Annotated in this window: 19 protein-coding genes, 1 riboswitch and 1 other annotated feature; of the genes, 6 read left to right on the forward strand and 13 right to left on the reverse strand. The window is 46.0% G+C overall.

Annotated features, from left to right (window positions below):
* Positions 1–11: 11 nt before the first annotated feature.
* The 4 genes from IAE45_RS14085 to IAE45_RS14100 all read right to left on the reverse strand — a co-directional run bounded on the left by IAE45_RS14085 (position 12) and on the right by IAE45_RS14100 (position 6,642).
* Positions 12–2,687 (reverse strand): AAA family ATPase, encoded by a 2,676-nt coding sequence (locus tag IAE45_RS14085; protein WP_200126809.1) that lies wholly within the window; start codon positions 2,685–2,687, stop codon positions 12–14.
* Entirely contained in the window at positions 2,684–3,874 is a 1,191-nt protein-coding gene (locus tag IAE45_RS14090; protein ID WP_233619068.1) for a metallophosphoesterase family protein, read from the reverse strand. Before IAE45_RS14090 ends, IAE45_RS14085 begins: the two co-directional genes overlap by 4 nt.
* A gap of 193 nt (positions 3,875–4,067) precedes the next feature.
* Positions 4,068–4,409 carry a YlbF family regulator gene (locus IAE45_RS14095; RefSeq protein ID WP_005227708.1) on the reverse strand — a complete coding sequence of 114 codons (342 nt, stop codon included), beginning with the start codon at positions 4,407–4,409 and terminating at the stop codon, positions 4,068–4,070.
* Positions 4,410–4,479: 70 nt separating this feature from the next.
* Positions 4,480–6,642, reverse strand: coding sequence for a PBP1A family penicillin-binding protein (locus IAE45_RS14100; protein ID WP_140966133.1), 2,163 nt, complete (start codon positions 6,640–6,642; stop codon positions 4,480–4,482).
* A 191-nt stretch (positions 6,643–6,833) separates the two neighbouring features.
* Between IAE45_RS14100 and IAE45_RS14105 the strand changes: the two genes are divergently transcribed.
* The gene (locus IAE45_RS14105; protein ID WP_200126811.1) at positions 6,834–7,688 is read left to right on the forward strand and encodes an RluA family pseudouridine synthase; all 855 of its coding nucleotides are present in this window, start codon (positions 6,834–6,836) and stop codon (positions 7,686–7,688) included.
* Between the two features lie 96 nt (positions 7,689–7,784).
* On the opposite strand, the gene IAE45_RS14110 is transcribed toward IAE45_RS14105, so the two are convergent.
* From IAE45_RS14110 to IAE45_RS14120, 3 genes are all read right to left on the reverse strand, one after another.
* Positions 7,785–8,861: a M23 family metallopeptidase gene (locus IAE45_RS14110; protein WP_144771238.1), complete on the reverse strand. Its 1,077-nt coding sequence runs from the start codon at positions 8,859–8,861 to the stop codon at positions 7,785–7,787.
* A 141-nt stretch (positions 8,862–9,002) separates the two neighbouring features.
* Complete coding sequence (locus tag IAE45_RS14115; RefSeq protein WP_200126813.1) at positions 9,003–9,722, reverse strand: pseudouridine synthase; 720 nt, start codon at positions 9,720–9,722, stop codon at positions 9,003–9,005.
* A gap of 69 nt (positions 9,723–9,791) precedes the next feature.
* A complete protein-coding gene (locus IAE45_RS14120) occupies positions 9,792–11,438 on the reverse strand; it encodes a putative polysaccharide biosynthesis protein (RefSeq protein ID WP_077452367.1) in 1,647 nt (548 codons plus the stop codon).
* Positions 11,439–11,637: 199 nt separating this feature from the next.
* Between IAE45_RS14120 and murE the strand changes: the two genes are divergently transcribed.
* Entirely contained in the window at positions 11,638–13,155 is a 1,518-nt protein-coding gene (murE, locus tag IAE45_RS14125) for a UDP-N-acetylmuramyl-tripeptide synthetase (RefSeq protein ID WP_200126815.1), read from the forward strand.
* Between the two features lie 69 nt (positions 13,156–13,224).
* Here murE and IAE45_RS14130 read toward each other — a convergent pair whose 3' ends face one another.
* Positions 13,225–13,524, reverse strand: coding sequence for a DUF5960 family protein (locus IAE45_RS14130; protein WP_008382014.1), 300 nt, complete (start codon positions 13,522–13,524; stop codon positions 13,225–13,227).
* 220 nt (positions 13,525–13,744) lie between these two features.
* Between IAE45_RS14130 and IAE45_RS14135 the strand changes: the two genes are divergently transcribed.
* Positions 13,745–13,975, forward strand: a complete 231-nt coding sequence (locus tag IAE45_RS14135; protein WP_005233376.1) for a hypothetical protein — start codon at positions 13,745–13,747, stop codon at positions 13,973–13,975.
* Between the two features lie 106 nt (positions 13,976–14,081).
* On the opposite strand, the gene leuS is transcribed toward IAE45_RS14135, so the two are convergent.
* Together leuS and IAE45_RS14145 are read right to left on the reverse strand one after the other, a co-directional pair.
* Positions 14,082–16,496: a leucine--tRNA ligase gene (leuS, locus tag IAE45_RS14140; protein ID WP_200126824.1), complete on the reverse strand. Its 2,415-nt coding sequence runs from the start codon at positions 16,494–16,496 to the stop codon at positions 14,082–14,084.
* Positions 16,497–16,582: 86 nt separating this feature from the next.
* Positions 16,583–16,802: a binding site (T-box leader), on the reverse strand.
* Between the two features lie 42 nt (positions 16,803–16,844).
* Positions 16,845–18,539 carry a muramidase family protein gene (locus IAE45_RS14145; RefSeq protein WP_200143136.1) on the reverse strand — a complete coding sequence of 565 codons (1,695 nt, stop codon included), beginning with the start codon at positions 18,537–18,539 and terminating at the stop codon, positions 16,845–16,847.
* Between the two features lie 291 nt (positions 18,540–18,830).
* Between IAE45_RS14145 and IAE45_RS14150 the strand changes: the two genes are divergently transcribed.
* From IAE45_RS14150 to IAE45_RS14160, 3 genes are read left to right on the forward strand one after another with little or no spacing between them, the layout of a single operon-like run.
* Entirely contained in the window at positions 18,831–19,481 is a 651-nt protein-coding gene (locus IAE45_RS14150; RefSeq protein ID WP_081117844.1) for a phosphatase PAP2 family protein, read from the forward strand.
* Positions 19,482–19,495: 14 nt separating this feature from the next.
* On the forward strand, positions 19,496–20,479 hold the full coding sequence (locus tag IAE45_RS14155) for a TIGR01212 family radical SAM protein (protein ID WP_086291584.1): 984 nt from the start codon (positions 19,496–19,498) through the stop codon (positions 20,477–20,479).
* The gene (locus IAE45_RS14160; RefSeq protein ID WP_185938625.1) at positions 20,454–21,032 is read left to right on the forward strand and encodes a tRNA (mnm(5)s(2)U34)-methyltransferase; all 579 of its coding nucleotides are present in this window, start codon (positions 20,454–20,456) and stop codon (positions 21,030–21,032) included. The genes IAE45_RS14155 and IAE45_RS14160 overlap by 26 nt, the downstream gene beginning before the upstream one ends.
* Before the next feature lie 25 nt (positions 21,033–21,057).
* Here IAE45_RS14160 and IAE45_RS14165 read toward each other — a convergent pair whose 3' ends face one another.
* From IAE45_RS14165 to metK, 3 genes are all read right to left on the reverse strand, one after another.
* Entirely contained in the window at positions 21,058–21,837 is a 780-nt protein-coding gene (locus IAE45_RS14165) for an alpha/beta hydrolase (protein ID WP_077452373.1), read from the reverse strand.
* Positions 21,838–21,859: 22 nt separating this feature from the next.
* Positions 21,860–23,317, reverse strand: coding sequence for an MDR family MFS transporter (locus IAE45_RS14170; protein ID WP_081117846.1), 1,458 nt, complete (start codon positions 23,315–23,317; stop codon positions 21,860–21,862).
* A gap of 66 nt (positions 23,318–23,383) precedes the next feature.
* Positions 23,384–24,568 carry a methionine adenosyltransferase gene (metK, locus tag IAE45_RS14175; protein ID WP_005233362.1) on the reverse strand — a complete coding sequence of 395 codons (1,185 nt, stop codon included), beginning with the start codon at positions 24,566–24,568 and terminating at the stop codon, positions 23,384–23,386.
* A riboswitch (SMK box riboswitch) is annotated at positions 24,566–24,647 on the reverse strand. Its footprint overlaps the gene before it by 3 nt.
* Positions 24,648–24,788: the final 141 nt, after the last annotated feature.

The raw sequence follows: 24,788 nt of genomic DNA on the forward strand, positions 1-24,788 counted from the left end.
TATTTGGCCGATCAGCCAAATCTTTCACTTCCTTTACTCAGATCCTGGATAGGCTGCTGGTACTTCTGATAATAGCTTACCATTTCTTGGTCAGAAGACAAACAAATTACTTGATAACTTTGACCAAACTCTTTTAACAGCGCAGCGAAGCGTTCCTTACGAACACTGTCATAATGCAACCAACCATCATCAATAATGATCGGGCACAACGGATGATTTTTTTGCAGCGCTAGATAACCGAAACGTAACGCCATGATCAACTGATCCTTCGTGCCTGTGGACAAGTCGATGATCGAAAAGGTCTCGCTGGCATTTGCCGCTACTAACAGACCATTTTCCAGAAGAATCTTTTGATAACGTCCGTTTGAAAGCTGTTCAAAATAAGTCGAAGCGGCTGACAATAGCTGCGGCAATTGCTGTTCTGACAATTCGGTCGTGACATCCGTCAAAATTGAAGCCGCCAACTGACGACTGCCCCATGCCACAGCGAGTTCTTCAATGACCGCCTTCAGCTCACTTTCTTCTTGATAAAGCTGATTCAAGGTCCCGTTTTTTTGACTGGCTGCTGCTTCTAATTCCAAGCGCTGTTTTTGCTCTGTCAACTGCTGTATTTGTGCTTGAAGCTGTGTTTGCTGCTGCTTGATCTGGTCTTTTTGCTGCAGCAATTCTGCTTGTGTCACTGGTTTGGGATAGATCGGTGTTAACATCTCCGCCAATTCTTCTGCTCGCTGCTGCGTGCGTTGCGCCGCTTCCCATTGCTTCAACCAGAGGCTGATTTCTGCGGGGTGATCTAAGCCTTGCTGCTGCAAGAGATCACTGGCCTGGGAAAGTAGTTGGTCGCGTTCATTGCGGGTGCGGTTCAATTGTTGAGCCAGCAGTGTGCTAGGTTGTTGCAGCCGTGAAAGCTTGATCGTTTGCATCTCTTCATGAAATTTCTGTAAGATCGCTGCTTTTTCTAACACTGTTTTGTTTTGCAGCGGCAGCCACTCCGCATACGGACGGTACTGCTCGTCAAAGGGGGCCAGTTCTTCTGCGACGGCTTGCCGTTCTTGATAGGCTTGTTTGCGTTGTTGCGAGTAGTCTTGATAGCTAGCAACATCTTCATCATAGGCCAATAGATACGCCTGCCAGCTTTCCACCGGCAAATCACCAAAAAAGGGTGTCAACGCTTGGTAGGCACGATCGATCTGCTGCTGCTTTTGCTGCTGTTCATTTTCCAGTTGTGCCAACTCTTCTCCCAGTAGATCCAGCTGCATGAGGATCGTCTGCCATTCTTGCTTTATGCCTTGCTGCTTGTTTGGCGCTGCTTTCATCAGCGGTAAAACACTGCCGATGATCGCTGCGATCCCCGCACCTAATGCAAGCCAGCGCCAGGGACTCGGCAAAAAGATAGCGATCACTGCTAGCAGCCCACCGACGATTCCTAGCGGCCATAGCGGGCGAGAAACCGGCTTGCGGCCAATCAATTGAGGATGCTGCTGCTCTAAGCGAGCTGCGGTGGCTTGCAAAGGCTGCGCTTTTTCTTCTAAACGCATCATGCGCTTTTCGAGCTCTTCTAACTGCACACGTTCTTGTAGTAAACGTGTGGTTTGTTCATGGATCGAAGCCGTTACTAGCGGCGGCGATTCTCTGCTCCATTGGCGCTTTTCAATCAAGCGATTCAGCTCCGTGATAGCGACGGCTTCTTGTTGATTGGCCGCTGCTTCACGATCTGCCAAACGCGCCATCGTCACTTGCTGCTGCAGCAAGTGATGGATTTGGTGCTCATGATCAAGATAAAAGAAATACTTATCTGATTCTTTTCCTTGCTCCAACTGATCTAATTCAGCTTCTTTTTTGCGAATTTCTTCCGTCAGCTGCTGATACTGCTGATAAAACTGTTTGATGGCTTGGACTTGCTGAGGATCGGCTAACGTATCTGCTGGTGCCATTTGCTGCCACTCTTCATAAAGACCCCAATGACTCAGCTGCTGCTGATTTTCCTGATAGGCGTCATTCAATGCTTGATACTGGTGTCGCAAGTCTTGGATCTGTTCTTGCAGCTGGGCGATCTGCTGATACTGCTGTTGGATACGGCTTTCTTCGCTTTCTTTTTCCGCAATCGTTTTTTGCAGTTTTTCTAATTGTTTTAACGCCTGGTTCAAAAGCAGCTTTTGCCCCCGCGGCTTGTATTGCTGCTGATTGGTGGTTTCATATTGCGCCACTTGCTGCAGCATTTTTTGACTGCCGCTGATCCCTAGAGAAATCAACGCTTGGTGCAGCTCATTTTCTTCTAGCTTATCGATCTGGGTCAATTGCTCTTGCTGAAAAGTAAAGACATCGAAGAACAACGCTCGATTGAGGGGCTGCAAGTGTTGTGCCAGCCATTGCTCATCAACCGTCTGACCAGCGACATGGACTTTGGCACGACCACGGTCCACTTGCCGATAGCGTTCGACGATCACTTCGCCGAAGGGTTCCAGCGCCAACCATAACTTGCCACCGTAAGCAGCACCGTTTTTGGGGGTATAGTCTTTTTTCTTGGCTGTCTTTTTCGGAAAGCCAAACAAGATGGCGGCAATAAATTGATACAACGTCGATTTTCCGATCTCATTGTGCCCAAAGAGCAGCTGATTTTGCGGATGAAAGGCAAAGCTTTGTTCATGGTATTTCCCAAAACCGGTAATCTCTGCTTTTAAAATTTTCATGACTGCTCCTCCCATTGAAAGTCGTCTTTCAACAATTGTTTAGCTTGCTGCAAGACTTCTTCTTGAAATGATTCATGGGTGATCCCTCGCTGGATCAGCGGATGCTGCAATAGGTCCGACAGTCGGTCCGCAAACATCTCTGGTGACTCATACATCGCTAAAAACTGCAGCATATAATCTTCTGATACCGCCAATGCGATCTTGTCTTCATTGGCTTGCTCGACTTCAAGGGCATAGATCACTTGCAGTGGCTCTGTTTGCGCCAACCGTTCATTGAGGTAGGTTAGCCATTCATTTTTTTCCGCAGCTGGGAACCAATCTGGCGGCAGCTGCTGCACATCGGTCAACACCAGATGCAGCAAGCGCGAACGAGGACTTTTTAAACGCTCGATGATCGCTGGCAATACGGCATTCGAGGCAGTCACATCCGCTAAGGAGACCACTTGCTTTTGCCAAGCGATCTCTGCGATCTCCAAGCGCTCGATCGTTGGTCCCTGCGGTGATAAGTCTGCCAAAATCACCCCAGTCGCCTGTTCTTTCTTGGTCTTTCCTTGAGGTGTACCGGGATAGAGAATCGGTGGCTGCTCTGAGAGCGTCTTAGGTACATGGATGTGCCCCAAGCCCCAATAATCATAGCCTTTTTGCTTCATTTCACTGATTGAAAAGGGGGCATACCGTTCACCAGCTTGGTCCCCGTGGTAAAGCCCGATATGGTAATCCACCGCTGCTCTTGCAGGAAATTCTGTTACTTTATTTTCAGTGATCCAAGGATGTTGGTAGCTAAATCCACTGATTGCATAGGTTTCACCGTTTTTCGTTGTTCCTTGAACCGTTTGAACTTCTTCTGATGAAAAGAGAATGACATTTTCTGGAAAAGCAAACCAATACCGTTGCGGATCATAATAATCATGGTTGCCGAAAATCATATAGACTGGGATCTGTGCTTCCCCTAGTCGTTGCAGTTGGGCAAAAAAGTCATGCTGCACTTTTAGACTCGGCCGTGCTTGATGGAATGTATCCCCAGCCAGCAAAACAAAATCGACCGCTTTTTCTAAGGCAACATCCACCAAATTACGGATGATTTTTTGATTGATGGCAGGGAGTTGGGTCTTCACTTTTTCAGATAACAAATGAACCCCTTCAAATGACCGGTCGATATGCAGGTCTGCACTATGTAAAAATCGCATTTCTTTCTCCCTCCTTAATGCTTCTATCATAACATTTCTCAGGCATTCCGTCAGCAAAATACGAAAATTTGTTCGCCTTTTTCATAAAAAAAACCAAAGAAGCGCTTTTGAAACTTCTTTAGAAACGGCTCTTGCAGTTGCAGCCGATTGCTCTGAAGATTCACTTGCTTCTTTGGTCTTTGTTTGTTGGCGATTACGCTTCGTATAGATCTCTTACAGGGCCCATGATGATGCGGTTCAAGTCATTGGCTACTAAGCTGAAGGCTTGCTCTTTTTGCATCAAGTCAGAAACGATGCCGTCTTGTTGAATTTTTTGCGATAATTCTTGGGCTTTTTGCGCTTCTTCTTCTGTCATTTCTTCGCCAGCCATCATTTTTTGTTGCAGGCTTTGTTGCAACTCTTGAAACTCTTTGAATAACGCATACGCTTCTTCATTTGCTTTCAAGCGGTCGAAAGAACCTTTTAAATCTTGAAACTGTTCTGACTCCCGTAATTCACGTTCTAATTGGTTTGCTGTATCATAAATATTTGCCATTTTGACGCCTCCTCTTTTTTTCTAGTATACCATTCTTCTCAGGTTCTAGACTAGCAGTTGCGTAATTCCTTTAATTTCCGCTGATGGAATTCCACAAGCCACCAAACAGTTCTTTCGTTCCTTCTTTGATCTTGCTGCCGAATTCCTTCATGCCTTCTTTGGCGCTTTCGGCAAAGTCATCGATGGTTTGCTGCCAATCATTGCTATTTTGTGACGTACTGCTCTCAGGATCTGGTACTTCATCGGCTGCCATCAATTTTCCGCCTGTCCAATAAGCGTCTGCAACTTGGAATTGGGTGCCTTGACTATAAGGCAGTAAGCTTTCGGCCTCTGCTTTGAATATTTTCCCAACGACTTGTCCGCTAGTTCCCGTTAAGTAATGATCTTCACTCACATGTTCAAATCCTAGCCAGGTTGAAAGAACCATATCAGGGGTATAGCCGACGATCCATTGGTCATTGACCTTAGAAGCATCAAAGTTGGTCTCTGTCGTACCCGTCTTACCGGCGATCGTAAAGCCGTACGGACTAGCACTAACACCCGTCCCGTTAGAAAAGGTGCCCAGCATCATGCTCGTCATTTTATCAGCGGTCTCTTTAGAAATCACCCGTTTGCCTTGCACAGACGTATTGTCAACGATCACGGCACCAGTTGAATCAACGATTTTGGTGATCAAATGCGGTTTGTAGTAATACCCACCATTTGCGAAAACGCCATACGCTGCTGCCATCGTCATGGGTGATTCCCCTTTTTCCAAACCACCTAATGCTAAGCCATAATATTTGTCGGATTCAGTCAAGGAAAGTCCAAACTCTTGTGCTTTGCTGTACCCGCGATCTAAGCCGATCTCATGCAGCAGCCAAACTGCTGGCAGATTCAAGCTTTGGGCGAGGGCTTGATACATGACTGCTTCGCCAGCATAGGTCCCATCAAAGTTTTGAGCATCATAAAAATCCAGGGGCTCGTCTTTCAGGATACTATCGGGTTCAAACCCAGCTTCTAGGGCAGGGGCGAAGACGCTGATTGGTTTGATCGTGGAGCCTGGTGAACGTTTCATTTGCGTGGCAAAATTAAAGCCTCTAAAGACGTGCTCGCCACGACGACCCACCACCGCTTGCACCCCACCGGTATTCGGATCAAGTGCGACAGAGCCAGATTGCACCATCGTGCCATCAGCGGCATTCTCAGGGAACAAGGCATCGTTTTTATAGGCAGCTTCCATTTGTGCTTGGTAGTTTTGATCCAGGGCTGTATAGATCTTGTAGCCGCGATTCATGACATCATCTGCGTCCAACCCATAGGATTCGGCTTCATCGATGACCGCATCGAAATAATAAGGATACTTATAGCCAGATTCTGAATTGCCAAATCCATCATACAGTAAATTGGCTAAGGCAACTTGTGATTCTTGGTCAGCAACGGACTGGTCCAACTTGCCGTTATCCACCATCAAACTCAAGACGGTGTCGCGACGGTTCGTGGCGTTTTCCAGATTGTCGATCGGGTTATAGATCGAAGGACCTTTGAGCATCCCCACCAAAGTCGCAGCTTCTCCCACGCTTAGTTCAGAAGCATTGACACCGAAATATTTTAGCGAGGCATCTTGAATGCCCCAAACCCCGTTACCGAAATAAGAACTGTTCAAATACATTTCCAAAATCTCATCTTTAGAATATTTCTTCTCGATCTCGATCGCTAAGAAAAGCTCCTTGGCTTTTCGACTAAAGGTTTGATCCAAGGACAAATAGGCATTTTTGGCAAGCTGTTGGGTGATGGTACTTCCCCCACCGCCTTCGGCACTGCGGTTGACCAGCATGCGAAGGGCTGCCCGAGCGATCCCCTTGATATCAAACCCGTGGTGATTATAGAAGTTGCGGTCTTCGGTTGAGATCAAGGCGTTGACCACATCACTGGAGATGGCATCAAGAGAAACGTACGTGCCTTTTTGCGAGTACAATTGCCCTGCTTCATCGCCATTGGCATCAAAAATCACCGTCGATTCTTTCAGACCTGACTCTAATTCACTAACTTTCGTATTTTTGGCGATATAAAACAAATACCCGCTCATGATTAAAATAGCAACTAAACTAAGTAAAATAAAAATTTTATTTACGTGGTATTTTTTCCAAACCCGTTTGCGCCATTGATGAAATTGCTGCAAATATGGTTTTAACCAGCGCCAAAAGGTCAGCCAACCGGTTTTTATTTTGTGAAGGATGTGCTTCCAATCCATTACTTCACGCTCCTTTGGTTAAGTGTAGCATAAATGACTTTCTTTGTTATACGGCTCTAGACGTAATTTCATTCGAAAAGAATGCTTTATTATTCTAGCATTGAATACTCTGTTTTTTATTGTTTTTTTTATAAGAAAAGCTTAAAGATGCTATAATAGTCGGTAGCTAACAGCAAAGAAAGGACGTTTTTATGGAATACACCATGACTTTACCCGAACATCACCCGCCCATGCCGCTTCGCGAGTTGTTGGAACAGGAGTGGCTCGTCCCACGAAAAGTGCGCCATTTTCTGCGCACACGGAAAAATGTGACCGTCAATCAGCAGCCTGCGATGTTTCATCAAGAAGTTCGTGGCGGCGATCAAATCACTTTGATCATTGAAGACAGTAATTATAGCTACCAGCCGATCCAGTTAGGTCAAGCAGACAAAGTCGACGTACTTTTTGAAGATGAGCACTTATTGGTACTGAACAAGCCGGCCGGGGTCAAGACGCACCCCAATCAGCCATTAGAAGCAGATACCCTGTTGAATGATGCCGCTGCTTACCTTGCGCCGAAACAGCAGCAGCCTTATGTGGTCCATCGTCTAGACAAAGAAACCAGCGGTGTCGTTTTATTCGCAAAAAATCCCTTGGTGTTGCCGATCTTGGGCCGAATGTTGGAAAACAAACAGATTTTCCGCCGCTATCAAGCCACGGTTTGGGGCAAACTTACGCAAGATCAAACGATCGCCAAAAAAATCGGTCGTGACCGTCACGATCGGCGCAAGCGGATCATTGACCCCCGCAACGGTCAGTCCGCCGTCACCCATGTAACCATCGCCCACGCCCAACAAAAGACGACCGATGTATATTGTGTGTTAGATACGGGGAGGACGCACCAGATTCGCGTCCACCTTGCCAGCATCGGTCATCCAGTCGTTGGTGACCCGCTTTACCAAAACAAACCAGCGCCGCGTTTGCTGCTGCATGGCTACGAATTGCATCTAGAGCATCCCTTTACCAAAGAACAGTTAGTGATCATCGCTCAACCGGGCTTGTGGTAAACAAAAAAAAGCATGATGACTTGAGGAACCCCTCTTGTCAGTCATGCTTTTTGGTTTCAGATGATTGTTTTCAATGTTTCTACTCGGAGCTTTGGCTTATAGCGGCAAGTAAGCTGCTGGATCAACGAACTCTGACCACAACGTCTTACTCAATCCAAAGTGCAGATGGACACCAGTCGAGTTTCCAGTCGTCCCCATCGTACCGACTTGGTCGCCGACTGCAACGGTCGCCCCCTTCGAGACACTGACAGCTGTTAAATGAAAATAATACGAGTAAAAGCCGTTATCGTGAGCCAAAATCACGTAGTTTCCAGTGCTTGGGCCATAGCCAGCATCTTCTACCTGTCCATCACGAGCGGCGACGATCTTCTCCCCCGCTTGACCTGTGAAGTCGATCCCGTCATGCTGCGTCCCTGAAAAACCAGTTGGGTCAGCTCGAGTACCAAAACCGCTGGAGATCGACACGGAGCCCGTGATTGGCAGTGAAAATTCACTGGCTGCCGCTTTCTCTGCTGCTTCTTTGGCTTTTTGTTTTGCTTCTTCAGCGGCTTTTGCTTCTTTGTCCACTTTTTCTTGCAAGTCTTGTACTTGCGCTTGCGTTTGCTGCAGCTGTTCTTGTTGGTTCTGCAATTCATTTTTGGCTGTTGCTAGTTGTTCTTTACTATGTACTAATTGGGCTTGCGTCAAGGTTTGGTACGAAGTGATACGTTGTTGTTGGGCTTCTTTTTCCGCCAACTGTTGGTTCACTTCCCGTAAAGCTGCTTGTGTTTCACTAAACTTGCGTAGTTGCTGGATCGTGGCTTGCGGTCCATCGACTACCAGGCTGCTTTGCGCTTGGCTTCCTTGGTGCTGGGCTTTTTGGTCATTCAGAGCAGCGATCTGCGTTTGAACTTCCTTGCTTTCTTCTGCCAATTGGTTTAATTCTTCCTGATAATCTGCTAATTGACTTTCCAGCGCTGTGACTTTCTGTTGGCTAGTCGTGACTTCTTCTTCATAAGAGGCTAGTTCTGTGGTCAAAACCGTCAGTTCCTCGCTGCTCTTGGTTTCAGCAGCATAACTGACAGCTGGCTGGAAAAGGGGCAACGTAAGGGCGAGCAATAAAAAAATCTTTTTCTTCAATGAGGTAACTCCTTCTTTTTTTAGTAGCTTGGCTACTGTAACATGCTTATTCATGAAAAAAAAGAGGGTTTTTCCAACAGTTTAAAGTCTATTGTTGCAAATTTTCATGTAAATCACCTATAAAACGGGCTTTTTTTACAAATATTGCAGCCGAATAACAACTTTTATAAGAATTTCTTTAGCTCGCCGATCGTCTTATTCTCGCTCTTGCAGCTTCGCCAATTCCTCAGGAGTTAATTCCCGATACTCGCCTAATGCCAAATCATCTGGCAGGGACAGGCCTCCCATGCGAATCCGTTTCAAATAAACGACTTCTTTTCCTACTGCCTGGACCATCCGTTTGACTTGATGAAACTTGCCTTCATGGAGAATCAGTTTGATTTCGCTGCGCGTTTCTTCTTCATCGACGTTGAGGATCTGCAGTTCAGCCGGCAAGGTCCACTCGCCGTCTAAGTTGATGCCTTTGGCAAAGTTTTTTTGATCCTCCGCTGTCATGATTCCCTCGACTTGGGCATAATATTCTTTTTCCACATGCTTCTTAGGCGACAATAATTGATGCGCCAATCCGCCATCGTTCGTAATCAGCAAAAAGCCTTCGGTGTCTTTATCCAACCGTCCTACTGGAAACAAATCTTCGCGAAACGCTTCTTCAGAAAACAAATCTAAGACCGTCTCTTCATAGGAATCGACGGTTGCCGAAATCACTCCAGCGGGTTTATTTAGTAAATAATAAAACTGGCTTTGATAGACGATGGGTTCCCCCTCAAAACAAACGGTATCTTGTGTTTCTAGTACTTGCGCTTTGTCACTCTTGATGACTTGTCCATTGACGGTCACGAGACCTTTTTTGATCAACTGTTTCACTTCTTTGCGGGAGCCATAACCCATATCCGCTAAAAACTTGTCTAAACGCATTGCTTTCTTCCTTTCATGGAAAACAGCCGCCAAGGTCTCGCAATGGAGGCTCAGCGACTGCTTCTGGTTTTATTTGATGTGTAATTTCTGGCGCAAACGAACCATTGATGAGCCGAGCAGTTTTTCAGCTAAACGCAATTTCAGCGCAATGTAGATGTACACACTGCCACCGACTCCTGCTACTAGCAAGCTCAAGATAAAGGCTTGAACTTTTCTTTCAGAACTGAGGACAAGCCCAAAGAGTTGGCGGGCAATCAACGCTGCGATTACCATAATGATCGTCATCGCGCCAATCAATAACGTCCGTCGCAACGTCAAGTTTACATTGAAATGGCCTTTGCGAATCATCTTGCGAATATTTAGCCAGCAGACGATCCCTAGAGCAATCGTGGTGGAAACCAATGGGCCGTAAACTTGGAACAACCGAATCGCTGGGTATTGCAAGATCACTTTCACCAGCAACCCTACAAAGAAGAAAATAACGGCTTCTTTGTTGTGGTACATTCCTTGAAGCATACTGGAACTAAGCATAAACAAGCCTAAGACCAGTCCAGACAGACAGGCAGCGACTAGGACGCTCGCCCCTAACGCATCTGGGCGATAAAACAAGGTGTATAAGGGATAAGATAGTACGATCATCCCAAAGGTCGCTGGGAACATTACAAAGGAATACAATTGCAAGTTGTTGCTGATCAATTTAGCTAAGTTCTTTTTGTCTTTTTTGGCGACTGCTTCACTGATCAAAGGCAAGCCTGTTGAAGCCATGGAAGTAGCTAATCCGATAACGACCATCGTCAACTTATCAGGATTGCTACCGAAAATCGCCATTAATTCTAAGAGCTGGTCATTTGAAAATTCAGTAAAACTACTCATGATCCGTACAAAGGTGTACTGATCCACCAATTTTAAAATCGTGATCCCAGAACCAACGATAATAAAAGGGATCGCTTCTTTGATGGTCGCTAAAACCAATTCTTTGGTTTGCAGCACGGTTTCTTCTTTGCTCATATCGACTAAGACATCCATCCGCACCCGTTGCTTTTGGAAGTAATAGCCTAAAACCAAAATACTTGCTAAGACACCAATAAAGGCGGCAAAAGTCGATTGCGTCACTGCTGCCGTGTATTCGCCTTCGATGACCCGCATAATGATGAAGGTCGCCAAAAGCATATAGCAGACGCGGGCGATTTGTTCCACCACTTGCGAGATCGCAAAAGGTTTCATGTCTTGATTCCCTTGGAAGTATCCTCGCATGACACTCATACAAGGAAAGACCAATAGTGCAATGCTCAATGAGCGCATTGCAGGAATCAATTCTTCCCCGCCACCTGAAGCCGTTGCCAACCATGGGGCTGCCAAATACATGATGCCGGCGGTCACCACGCCAAAGCCTGCCATCAATTGGAAGGCTCTTAAAAAGAGTTTCTGGCTCGTGCGGTATTCTTGGCGAGAATTATAAAAAGAAATCTGTTTGGCAATTGCCGATGGGATCCCCGCAGTGGAGATCATTAAAAATAAGGCGTAAACATTATAGCCCATTCCAAATAACGCATTTGCTTTATCAGCATTTGCCCCCATCCAATAATACCAGGGTAAAATGTAAATGGCGCCAAGCAAACGTGAGCCGATATTTCCCATCGTCATCCAAGCAGATCCTTGAGCCATTTTTTCTTGTGTAGTTAATTCTTTTGACACTGAACGCATGTGATTATCCATCGCCATTATCTCCAACTTTCTACAAACATATCCCTTCCATTTTAATTCGAAAAAGGGTTGGTCGCAATCTATTTTTGCAACATCTTAAAGTTTCTTCAAAATAAGGAGAAAAAAAAGAAAACTTTTCTCTCCCAAACGGCGGTTTTTAGGAGTTATGCTATAATAAGAGAAATCTTTAGAGGAATGAAGGAGAACAACGATGCAAAAGGAACTCATTACCGTGCCCCAGATCCGCAAGCTCTTATTGCAGGAAAACCTATTGAAAGAAATCATCACCCCCACTGATTGGGTTTATACCGTGCCGCAAGAAATGACTGATCTTGCCTTTACCTCATTAAGCTACGACTCGCGAACAGCCGATGCGGCGACGCTTTTTTTCTGTAAAGGGGCTTCTTTTAAAGAAAGCTACCTGGCTGCCGCCATTGACCAAGGCATTCAATGCTACATTTCAGAAACACCTTATGACAGCTTCGCAACCTACGGGATCATTGTTACGGACATTCGAGAAACGATGGCAGTGATCGCCCAAGCGTTTTATGGCAACCCGCAAGAACAGCTGGTGACCATCGGCATCACTGGCACAAAAGGCAAAACCAGCTGCGCCTATTTTGCTCGGGCGATTTTAGCAGAATCGACGGGTCAAAAAGTAGCATTCTTTTCATCTGAGGAAAACTCAGTCGATGGAAAAACCTTTAATGAAGCAGTGTTAACGACCCCCGAAACACTGGATCTCTATAAAATGATGGCTGAGGCTGTCGCAAACGGCCTGACCCATCTTGTGATGGAGGTTTCTTCCCAAGCCTATAAAACCAAACGGGTCGCCGGTATTACCTTTGATATTGGCGCGTTCTTGAATATTTCGCCTGACCACATTGGACCGGTGGAACACCCGACTTATGATGATTACCTTTACTGCAAACGGGAACTGATCCGCAACAGCAAACAAATGATTTTAAATCGGCAAAGTGATCACTACCACTTGCTGCGAGAAACTTGTGAAGTCCATCAAGTTCCTTATATCACCTACGGACGTTCAGACGCCGATTATGTCGTTCAAGAAGGAATGGACCTAAAGAGTTTTGCCCTGACAGCTACTTCTGGTGTCTTGCAAGTCTCTGGTGAATATCAACTGGGGCTCTTAGGTTCTTTCAACCATGAGAACGCCGCAGCGGCGATTTTGGCTGCCTGCTTAGCGGGTGCCTCTCGTGAGGACGCCCAGAAAGTCCTGCCGACAGTGATCATCCCTGGACGAATGATCGTTTTAGAAAAAGAAAATGGGGCAGTCATGATTGTTGATTATGCCCACAATTACCTTAGCTTCCAATCACTAAGTGAACTTGCCCGTCAATTGCGCCCAGATGGCCGCCTGCTTTTTGTCACTGGTAGTGCGGGTGGCAAAGCCCAATCTCGCCGAGCAGATATGGGACGAGCGCTAGGAGAATATGCGGACAAAGTCTATCTGACTAGCGATGATCCTGATTTTGAAGAAGCATCGGCGATTGCCCAAGAGATCGCCGACGCTATCATCAATCCTGAAGTTGCCGTCATTCTTGAGATGGATCGGGAACAAGCCGTCAAATCGGCGATCGCTGAAGCAGACAGTCGTGATATCGTGATTATTGCGGGCAAAGGTGCCGAACAATACTTGAAAGTTGCCGGAAAAAAAGTCCCTTACATTGGTGACTTGACCTTAGCGCAGCAGCAAGCCAAGCATTAATAGCAATGCCTCAACCAAAAAAGCTTTCAGATGATCGGTTAAATCATCTGAAAGCTTTTTTCTGCGTGATTAAGGTTGTTCGTCTTCGTAAGTCTCATAGACATAGGGTGCGCCATCATAACGGAATTCTGTTGAAATGGCAGCGTCAAGGTCTTCGGTAAACATTCGCTTGCTGAAAGGAAACAAAAAGACTTGCCCTTCTTTGGCATCTTCGGCTGCTAAACGGTAAAACAGCTCTTCTTCTGTTAATTGTTGATTCAACTGTTCCAAGACATCGGCAGTGACTGCCTCTTCCTCATAGCCAGGTTTGGCAATCCGTGCATAATCTTCAAAAAAAGCCGTTTGGCCTTCAAATGATTGATACTCCATGTAAGTCCCCTCTTTCTTTTCTCTTTCTTTATTATACGAGAGTCCGTGAGGATCAGCGAATAATATGATCGCTAACAAGTGGAATTTTGGCTTTTTTGGCGCTTAAATATGTCAGAAACATTTCAAGTGTATTACGAATCAATTATTTGACAAAATCAGATTGAACACGTATCCAAATTTTGTATAATGATACATAGAGACTATAAAAGGGGCAAATGTAATGAACAACGCAAAGAAAAAATTATTCGTCGGTACTGGTGCTGCAATTGGTTTTGTCGCAATCGTTGCTATGATGGCTCAGTTCATGATTTCCAATCATCTATTTGGCGGAAGTGATGCTTCATCAGAAATTTTCACTCGCGCTACGTATCCAAACGGCTTTCTACTAGTGATCTTGATTCCATTGGTCGCAACAGCCGCTTTGTTCTATGGGATCATTCGCAAAAAATAACAAAAAAGTGTTGCTGAGAACCACTCAGTAACACTTTTTTTCTTTGTCGCTACCAAAAAGCTGCCTAACAGACTGTCGATCTGTTAGGCAGCTACTTTTTTAGCGTTTAGTTTGCAACAATATTGACCAATTTATTCGGTACGACGATCACTTTGCGGATCGTTTTTCCTTGGAGCTGTTCTTGGACAAGTTCGTTTTCTTGCGCCAATTGTTCAAGCACTACTTTTTCGGCATCCGCTGGCACCATTGCTTTGGCACGAACTTTGCCATTGACTTGAAAGACGACTTCGATCTCATCTTCCACTAGGGCACTTTCGTCATAGGTTGGCCATGGCACATATGAGATCCCGTTGTCATTTCCGAGGATCGACCAGAGCTCTTCCCCGATATGCGGTGCGATCGGAGCCAATAGCTGCACAAATCCTTCGACATATTCGTAAGGCAAGGCATCGGCTTTGTACGCTTCATTGACGAAGACCATCAATTGGGAAATCGCCGTATTGAAGTGCAGCTGCTCAAAATCTTCCGTCACTTTCTTAACTGTTTGATGGTACACTTTCGACAATTTGCCATCGTTGAATGTCGTGATGCGGTCGCGCATTTTGCCATTTTCATCGACGATCAAGCGCCACACGCGATCCAAGAATTTGCGACTGCCTTCGAGGCCGTTCTCATTCCAAGCGATCGATGCATCCAGTGGGCCCATAAACATTTCATATAAACGCAAGGTGTCCGCCCCGTATTGGTTGACGACATCATCAGGATTAACGACATTGCCGCGGGATTTCGACATTTTTTCATTGTTTTCCCCAAGGATCATCCCTTGGTTAAACAATTTTTCAAATGGTTCTTTCGTTGGTACAACACCGATATCGTACAAGAATTTATGCCAGAAGCGAGCATAAAGCAAATGCAAGACAGCGTGCTCTGCGCCACCGATATAAATATCGACTGGCATCCAGCGTTTCAATTTATCGTAGTCAGCCAAAACAGACTTATTATGAGGATCGATAAAACGTAAGAAATACCAGGAACTTCCAGCCCATTGCGGCATCGTATTGGTTTCCCGACGTCCTTTTTTCCCAGTTTCAGGGTCGGTGACATTGACCCAATCCGTGACATTGGCTAATGGCGATTCACCAGTACCGCTTGGTTTGATATTGTCGGTTTTTGGCAAACGCAACGGCAGCTGATCTTCAGGAAGCGTCGTAGTCGTCCCATCTTCCCAATGGATGATTGGGATTGGTTCCCCCCAATACCGTTGACGAGAGAACAACCAATCGCGAAGACGATAGCTGACTTCTTTTTTCCCAACATGGTTTTCTTCCAACCATGCGACCATTTTTTCGATGGCAGTCTCTTTGTCTAGCCCATCCAAAAAGTCTGAATTGATATGCAGTCCATCTTCGGTATAGGCAGATTCTTCCACGTTGCCCCCTGCCAATACAGGAATGATCTCTAAGCCGAATGTTTTGGCAAATTCGTGGTCACGTTCGTCATGGGCAGGAACCGCCATGATCGCACCTGTTCCATAAGAAGCCAAAACGTAATCGGCGATCCAGATCGGGATCTCTTTGCCATTCACGGGATTGATGGCATAGGCACCAGTGAAGACACCGGTTTTTTCTTTGGCCAAATCTGTTCGGTTCAAATCAGATTTTTTCGACGCTTCTTCTACATAGGCATCAATGGCTGCTTTTTGTTCAGGGGTAGTGATTTGTGCCACTAGCTCATGTTCTGGCGCCAATACGGCGTAGGTCGCACCAAACAAGGTATCTGGGCGAGTCGTAAAGACGGTAAAGTCTTTTTCCATCTCTGCCACTTTAAACGTTACGTTGGCTCCGACAGAACGTCCGATCCAATTGCGTTGCATTTCTTTGATGCTTTCTGGCCAATCAACTTCTTCAAGATCGTCCAACAAACGATCAGCATATGCCGTGATTTTCAGCATCCATTGGCGCATCGGTTTGCGGATCACATCATAGCCGCCCCGTTCACTCTTGCCGTCAATGACTTCTTCATTGGCAATCACAGTTCCAAGCTCTGGTACCCAGTTTACTGGAACTTCAGCTTCATAAGCTAACCCTTTTTCATAAAGCTTGGTAAAGATCCATTGGGTCCACTTGTAGTATTCAGGGTCTGTCGTGTTGATTTCACGATTCCAGTCATAGCTGAAGCCTAACGAATTGATCTGACGACGGAAGGTCTCAATGTTTTTCTTTGTGAATTCCGCTGGATCATTTCCTGTGTCTAGTGCATATTGTTCGGCAGGCAGACCAAAGGCATCCCAGCCCATTGGGTGCAGTACATTGTAGCCTTGGCTGCGTTTGAAGCGGCTCAAGATATCCGTAGCCGTATAGCCTTCTGGATGTCCGACATGTAATCCTTGTCCAGATGGATATGGGAACATATCTAGCGCATAAAATTTTGGTTTGTCCGGCTCATCATGGGTGTTGAATTCATTTTTCTTCGCCCAATATTTTTGCCATTTTTTTTCGATTTCTTTGTGATTGTAATTCACGATGGACTCCTCCTAAAAATTGGTGTTTTGCTCGTCAAATCAACCAGCAAAACTTAAAAAAAGTCCTATAAAAATCGCTATGATTTTTATAGGACGTTATCAACGTGGTACCACCTAAGTTTATCTGCTCCTCAAAAAAGCAGACCTCGATGTTTTAACGGCCATCGCCGTATCTGCCTAGCCAAATCAGGTTCAGTCAGATATCACTCGAAGACGAGTTCGAAAGGTGTGCTGTGCATTTCCACCAACCATGCACTCTCTGAAAGTCCCACCGTACTTCTACTATTCCTTCTCAAACGTGAAAGTTTCTTTGCACTTATCCTAACAAAAATCATTAGGAATAGCAATCTATTTTACCCTAACTGTTTGTCCTGGGTAAATAAAGTTATTTTGAATATTGTTCCATTGGATAAATTGATCCGTCGTGATGCCGAACTTATCTGCGATTCCCCAAACAGAATCCCCCGATGCGACTTTGTAAGAACCATTTGTCGTGGAAGTACTGGTGGTAGCTGCCGTGCCGCCTTGCTTGACGACCACCTTTTGTCCTGGATAGATAAAATCATTTTTGATGTTGTTCCAGCTGCGGAATTGATCCATCGTAATCCCATGTTTATTGGCAACTGACCAGACTGAATCACCCGCTGCCACCGTATAGGTATTGCCTGCAACACTACTGCTGGTTTGGCTGCTGACGGTCGTGCTTGTTGTAGTGCTCGTTGCGGAACTACCGCTGACAATCACCTTTTGTCCTGGATAGACATAGTCGTTTTTAATATTGTTCAAACTGCGGAATTGATCCATGGAAATCCCATGTTTGTTAGCAATCGACCAGACCGAATCGCCAGCTGCCACCGTGTAGGTGCCGCCACTGCTTTGGCTAGCCGTTGATGCAGTGCTGACGGTCGTAGTACTGCTGGTATTCGTAGACGAACCACCGCTGACGACAACTTTTTGCCCTGGATAGACAAAATCATTTTTGATGTTGTTCCAGCTGCGGAATTGATCCATCGAAATGCCATGCTTATTGGCAATCGACCAGACCGAATCGCCAGAAACTACGGTATAGGTGTTGCCTGATGTAGTTGCTGAAGTATTACGATTAACGATCGATACTGTTGAAGTTGTCGAAGTACTTTGGGTGCTGCCGTTGACATTCAACGTTTGCCCTGGATAAACAAAATCGTTTTTGATGTTGTTCAAACTGCGCAACTGATCCATGGAGATGCCATGTTTGTTAGCAATCGACCAGACCGAATCGCCTGAAGCGACTGTATAGGTTTGACTGCCGCTCGTGCTAACAGCTGCCGTTGTAGTCGTGGTATTGGTTGATGCGCTAGCTGTGGCACCACCACCGGCATTGCCAGAAGCTGGTGTGTCATATTGCGTCAAACCAAATTGTTGGATCACGGCATTCAGGGAAGAAGCATAGTTTGGTGCAGTCGCATAGCGACCTGCTAGCCATGCGGTTGCATCAAGATATGAAGTCGTATTGCTCTTCCAAGCGCCAGAATAATACGCGACACCGCTTTGTAAAGAGGTTGAGCGTAAAGTACGTGCATTATCTTCGAATGATTGCGTGTAAGATGGGTAGCGCTTAAAAGGTTCATTCATAGTCAACCATTGATTGTTCAAGTACTCCAAGGTACTCATATAAACGGTTTGACCGTTGTAGCTGCCTTTGATCCCGAATAAATTATAATTTGGTGCTTTTGATAAACTGCTTCGGCCCCAACCACTTTCTAAAATGGCTTGTGCGATCATCACAGAAGCATATAAATCGTTGGCTTGTGCCACAGGCTGAGCGTACGTAGCGATTTCGGCAATAAATGCGGAAGTATTCGGCGCGGCAAAATTGCTAGTAGAAACTTGGGCGATCGAGGTCTCTACGGCTTCTGCTTGAACCGATGACACCAATGGAGCTACAACAGAGCAAGCAGTCAGTGTCGTTCCTAAAACAACTGCACTTTTTTTGATCACTCGATACTTATCGCCCGATTGGTCTGCTTGACGATGTACTTTTCTTGATTGACTCGTGTTCATGTCCGTTATTCCTCCGTTTTTTCCTTATAGTGAACGTAGATTTAGTATACAATTTCTTAAGAATTTATAAAAGGTATTTGAGCCGATTTCAGAAACTGTAAACTCTTTGTAATCAAACAAACATTTATTGAAATGAAGAGTTTGTATTTAACCAAACGAAAGCTATTCCTTGAAAGTGGGAGAATCCTTGATTGGTCCCCTGCTTTTTCCGTCGTGCGATAAATGCTATAATACCTTCTAGATGTCTCTTTGCTTGTAGGGACAGAAATTCTCTAGAAACGAGGCTTTTCCATGCATAAAAAACTATATTTTCAATTTGCCGGCAGCTGCTTTTTACTGCTGTTCGTTTTTCTCGGCTATCTCGTGAAATTTTATCCTACTTGGTTGGTCTCCTTTGACGAAACCTTGACTCGCATCATCCGCAGCGGCTACCCGTTTTGGACACCGTTTTTTCTATGGGTCACAAAATTTGCGAACCCTACCACGATCATCTTGCTCTTTCTCGCCGTTTTAGCTGTCTTAGTGATCAACAAATATTATGCAGAAGCACTATGGCTCAGTATCGGCACCATCGGGATTGCTGGGCTCTTTAATCCATTGATCAAACTCGTCTTTTTACGGGAGCGACCAACCCTTGAACACTTAGTCACGGAATCAAGTTTCAGTTTCCCCAGCGGACACTCGACGGGCAGTATGGTTTTTTATGGGACATTGCTCTTCTTGGTCCCGGTCTTCTTCAAGCAGCCGTTTTGGCAATGGGGACTCCGCATTCTGTTAGGCCTATTGATCGGTTGCATCGGCATTAGCCGCATCTATGTTGGCGTGCATTTTCCCAGCGATGTGTTAGGCGGATTTTGTGTCGGCCTGTCTTGGCTGCTGTTGACCTATCCTTACTACTTGCAAAAACGCTTTGTCTGGCGCTTCACCCGTAAACAATTATAAAAGAAGGTAAAAAAATGAATCCATTTCCTTATGCAGAAGATAAAAACAAACGATACCATTCGTGGAACTTTGCTTTGCGGCAAGAATTTGGCGAAAAAATCTTTAAAGTCCCCATTGATGCCGGCTTCGATTGCCCCAATCGTGACGGCACCGTTGCCAAAGGCGGCTGTACATTTTGCAGTGTGTCCGGCTCTGGCGATATGATCGTAGCACCCGAAGCCCCGCTGCCAGAGCAGTTTGAAAAAGAGATCGCCATGATGCACAAAAAGTGGCCGCAAGTGGACAAATACATTGTCTATTTTCAAAACTTTACGAACACTCACGCACCGGTGGCAGTGATCCGCGAGCGCTTCGAGCAAGTACTGACACTACCTGGTGTTGTCGGGATCTCCATTGGGACCCGACCAGACTGCTTACCAGCAGACGTCGTTGACTATCTGGCAGAACTCAATCAACGCTTTTATTTATGGGTCGAATTAGGACTGCAAACGACGTTTGAAACCACGAGCAACGCCATTAACCGCGCCCATGAGTATCAAACTTACTTAGACGGCGTCGCCAGCCTGCGCAAACACAATATTCGTGTCTGTACCCATTTGATCAATGGCCTGCCAGGCGAGACGATCGAGATGATGCAAGAAAACGTCCGCCGCACCATTCAAGATTCTGATATTCAAGGCATCAAACTGCACTTGCTGCATTTGATGCGCAATACTCGGATGCTGCGGGATTATCATGAAGGACGTTTGCAATTGATGCGGCGCGATACCTATGTGTCATTGATTTGTGATCAGTTGGAGATGATCCCCCCAGAGATCATCATTCATCGCTTGACAGGCGATGCACCATGGGATTCTCTGGTAGGTCCAATGTGGAGTTTGAAAAAATGGGAAGTCTTGAATGAGATCGATCAAGAAATGCTACGCCGCAACTCCTATCAAGGAAAATTCAATGTGCGAAAGGAGCCAGTCGATGCTGCCGACCGCCATGCGCTATAGCCACACCCTTTTAAAAGAAGTTCTGCAACCGGGACAAACCGCCGTGGATGCCACGATGGGCAACGGCTTCGACACGGAATTACTGGCTTCCTTAGTTGGACCAACTGGTCAGGTGTTTGCTTTTGACATTCAAGAACAAGCCCTGCAAGCTACCAAAAAGCGGTTGGCTGAAAAAGAGCTGTTGGCGCAAGTCCAGCTGATCCATCAAGGCCATGAGACGTTGGCAGATGTTGTGAGTGGTCCGGTTCACGCCGCCATTTTCAATTTAGGCTACTTGCCTAAAGGGGACAAAGCGATCATCACGCTGCCGGATACAACGAAAACGGCTTTAGAAGCTTTACTGACACGTTTAGTCCCGAAAGGTAGAATCATCCTCGTCTGCTATTATGGACACGCTGGCGGCGAAGCAGAGCTGAAAGAAGTCCACTCCTTTTGTCAGCAACTGCCGCAAGAGGCATTCAATGTCCTTTCCTATCAATTTATCAATCAGCGGAACCAGCCGCCGATCTTATTTTGTATCGAACGAAAAAACCATCAGTCCTCGGCACGTTAATGTGTCGATCGACTGATGGTTTTTTTTATTCGCTAAAAAGCCATTGCAAGACTCGTTGGATCCATTGATCCCAGAAATTCCAATCATGATCCCCAGTTCCCGATTCAAACGTTACGGCTATTTTGCGTTTTTGCAGCTTATCCGCCGCATACTCACTTGCCGGGTACAGTTGATCTTCGGTTCCGCAGCTAATAAAAAAACGCGGCGCGGTGCTTGGATCGATGGTCTCAATCAGATGGATCAAATCATTTTCAGATCCTTTGAATTGCTCTAAAGGGCCAAAGATTCCTGCCCAATAAGCTTGGCTTCGCAGCTGCAGCAAGGAATCCATGCTTTCAGCCAGCGCTAATGCCCCAGACAAAGAGGCTACCGCCGCAAACTGGTCAGGCTTGCGCAGCCCAAGTTTTACAGCCCCATAGCCCCCCATCGAGAGACCTGCTGCAAAAGTTTTTTCTCGTTTTTGCGTCAGCTGAGGAAACAGCTCATGGCAAATCTGTGGTAATTCTTCGGCGATAAATGTCCAATACTTCATTTCATAGGTCGTATCAGTATACCAGCCTAGATCAGTAGAAGGCATGATGACCGCTAGTTGATACTCTGCGGCATACCGCTCGATCGACGTCCGTCGCTGCCAGACACTATGATTTCCGTTCATCCCATGCAATAAATAAAGCACTGGGAGATCTGTGCCCGTCGATTGGCTTTGGGTGCCGATTTTTTTCTTGGTACTTTGAGGCAAGATCACATCGATCATTACCTCCATTTCAAGAACATTTGAATAGATATTTGCTTGTAAAAAAGCCATACAATCACCTGCGATCCTTTTTTTATATTGTACCAGATTCTCGCGAAATCGTGCGGGTCAAACCAATCGCTAGCACAATGAGTAAAACACCGATCCCAAAAACCCAGTGTAGACCGCTATAAAGAATCTCCCGTAATTGTCCTAATAATGCGGTTGGCAGCTGACGCGCGGCGGCTGGATCAACCAGCTGATTCATGACACTGCTGTCAGTGACTTGCGCCTGTGCTAAACCTACGCTATTACTGGTATTTAAAACGATACCGAAGACCGCCACCATGATGGTTTGCCCGATAGTGCGCAGCAGGGTATTGAAAGAAGTTGCCACGCCGACTTGGGTGGGGGCAACGCTGGTTTGGGCAGTAACGGTACAAACCACCATCGTTGCCCCTAAACCGACGCCCGTAATAGAAGAAATCACCAAGAACAACCAGAATGACGTCTGTGCCGGTGTCAAAAAGAGCCACAAAGCACCGGTAGCCGTGATCACTAAGCTAACCGTCAAGACCCAACTGACACTGTGTTGTGTCAACCAACGGCTGGCTAAGAAGGAACCAATCATCCATAAAATCGACAACGGTGCCAACACAAGCCCGCCAATCCCCGCACTCATGCCTAAGACCCCTTGCATCCACATTGGGATATAGACATCGATCCCCATCAAGAAGCCGCTCGCCAAAGCTGCTACGATATTGACCACCACAAACAATTTTGAGTGGAACAGCTTCAGATCAATAATCGGATCTGTTGCTTTTTTCTCCACTCGAATGAAGCCGATAAACGTAAGGACAGAAAAAACGAATAGCCCGATGACAGGCAGACTCATACCATAATCTCCCAGCAACTGGAAGCCTAGCAGGAGCCCTACTAGCGTCAACATCAACAAGAGACTGCCAGCATAATCAATGTTGACTGCAGCAAAGGCCTTTTTTTCTTCATGAAAATAAAACCAAATCAAGGCGATCAACCCTAATCCGATGGGTACGTTGATAAAAAAGATCCAATGCCAGCCGATCGTATCTACGATCAAGCCACCGGCTAAGGGTCCGACGACACTGGCGATCCCCCAAGCCGTACTATTGAGCCCTAAGACTTTCGCCCGCTTTTCAACAGGATACAGGTCCGCAATGATCGTTAGGGCAACGGGCATCATGGCCCCTGCGCCTAATCCTTGCAACGCTCTGGCAATGATCAACGTCAACATCGTATTGGCCATCCCACAAAACGCCGACCCGATAATAAACAGCAGCGTACCAAATAAAAAGACTGGTTTGCGGCCGATATTATCAGCAAACTTGCCGTAAATCGGGGTCAACATCGCACTGGTCAAAAGATAGATCGAGAAGACCCAGTTCATGATCTCGATTCCTTTCAATGAACTAACGATGGTAGGCATCGCTGTCGTAATGATCGTTCCTTCGATCGCGGTCATAAACGTTGCGACAAAGACCGCAATGGTGACTAATTTTACATTGGTTCGCATGTAATTCCTCCTTTTACTCCAAAAAAAAGAACCTCTATTGATAGTCATCAATAGAGGTCGCCTCTTTTAATCCTTCACACTTGCCAAAAGTGCCGCCACCTTGTCAGTGCGTTCCCATGGCAAATCGATATCTGTACGACCGAAATGTCCGTAAGCGGCAGTCTGACGATAAATCGGACGGCGCAAATCTAACATTTCAATAATTCCTGCTGGTCGCAAATCAAAGTTTTCCCGTACCGCTTGGATCAAGCGCTCGTTGCTGACGGTTCCGGTACCAAAAGTGTTGATGCTGATCGAAACGGGCTGTGCCACACCGATCGCATAGGCTAATTGTACTTCCACTTTTTTGGCTAGCTTTGCTGCTACGATGTTTTTGGCAATGTAGCGAGCCGCATAGCTGGCTGAACGGTCAACTTTGGTTGCATCTTTTCCAGAAAACGCACCGCCGCCATGACGTGCATAGCCACCATAAGTATCAACGATGATTTTTCTGCCAGTCAAACCGGCATCCCCTTGAGGACCGCCGATCACAAAACGACCAGTAGGATTGATATAATATTTTGTCTGCTCGTCTAAAAGATCGGCAGGGATCACTTCTTTGATCACTTTTTCGATGACATCACGGTGGATCGTTTCATTATCAGCCGCATCATCATGCTGGGTACTAATAACGACGGTGTCCACTCTTTGTGGTTGATCGTTATCATCGTATTCAACGGTTACTTGTGATTTTGCATCTGGACGCAAGTAGCTTAGTTCGTTGTTTTTACGCAACTCTGCTAAGCGACGTACCAGCCGATGGCTCAATGCGATCGGTAAAGGCATCAATTCAGGTGTTTCATCAACGGCAAAACCAAACATCAAGCCTTGGTCGCCGGCACCGATATCTTCTTTATCCGTTTCTCCACGACTTTCTAAAGCATCGTCAACGCCTTGAGCGATATCTGGTGATTGCTCATCGATCGCTACCAAAACAGCAACCGTGTCGCCGTCAAAGCCGAATTTTGCTCGTGTATAGCCGATTTCTTTGATGGTTTCTCGGACGACTTTTTGGATATCTACATAAGCAGAAGTAGAAATTTCTCCAAAGACTAAAACCAGTCCGGTAGTAACTGACGTTTCGCAAGCGACCCGTGCCATTGGATCTTCGGCAAGTAACGCATCTAAGATGGCATCACTGATTTGGTCGGCTACTTTGTCTGGGTGTCCTTCTGAAACGGACTCTGATGTAAATAAGTGTTTCTCTGTCATTTTTGTATTCCCCCTAATATATGTTTCGGTTACAAGGCATCTTCGCAGCTGCGAATCCTTTCGGGAACTTGCAACGGACTGATTATAACAAATTTTGACTGCTCATGCTTGAGAAAATGATAAAAAGATCATTTTTGGGTAATAAAAAAACACTCTCAAGAGTGTTTGCATGATCCGTACGGGATTCGAACCCGTGTTACCGCCGTGAAAGGGCGGTGTC

Source organism: Enterococcus sp. S53, from assembly GCF_016516865.1.
Lineage (GTDB): Bacteria > Bacillota > Bacilli > Lactobacillales > Enterococcaceae > Enterococcus_D > Enterococcus_D innesii.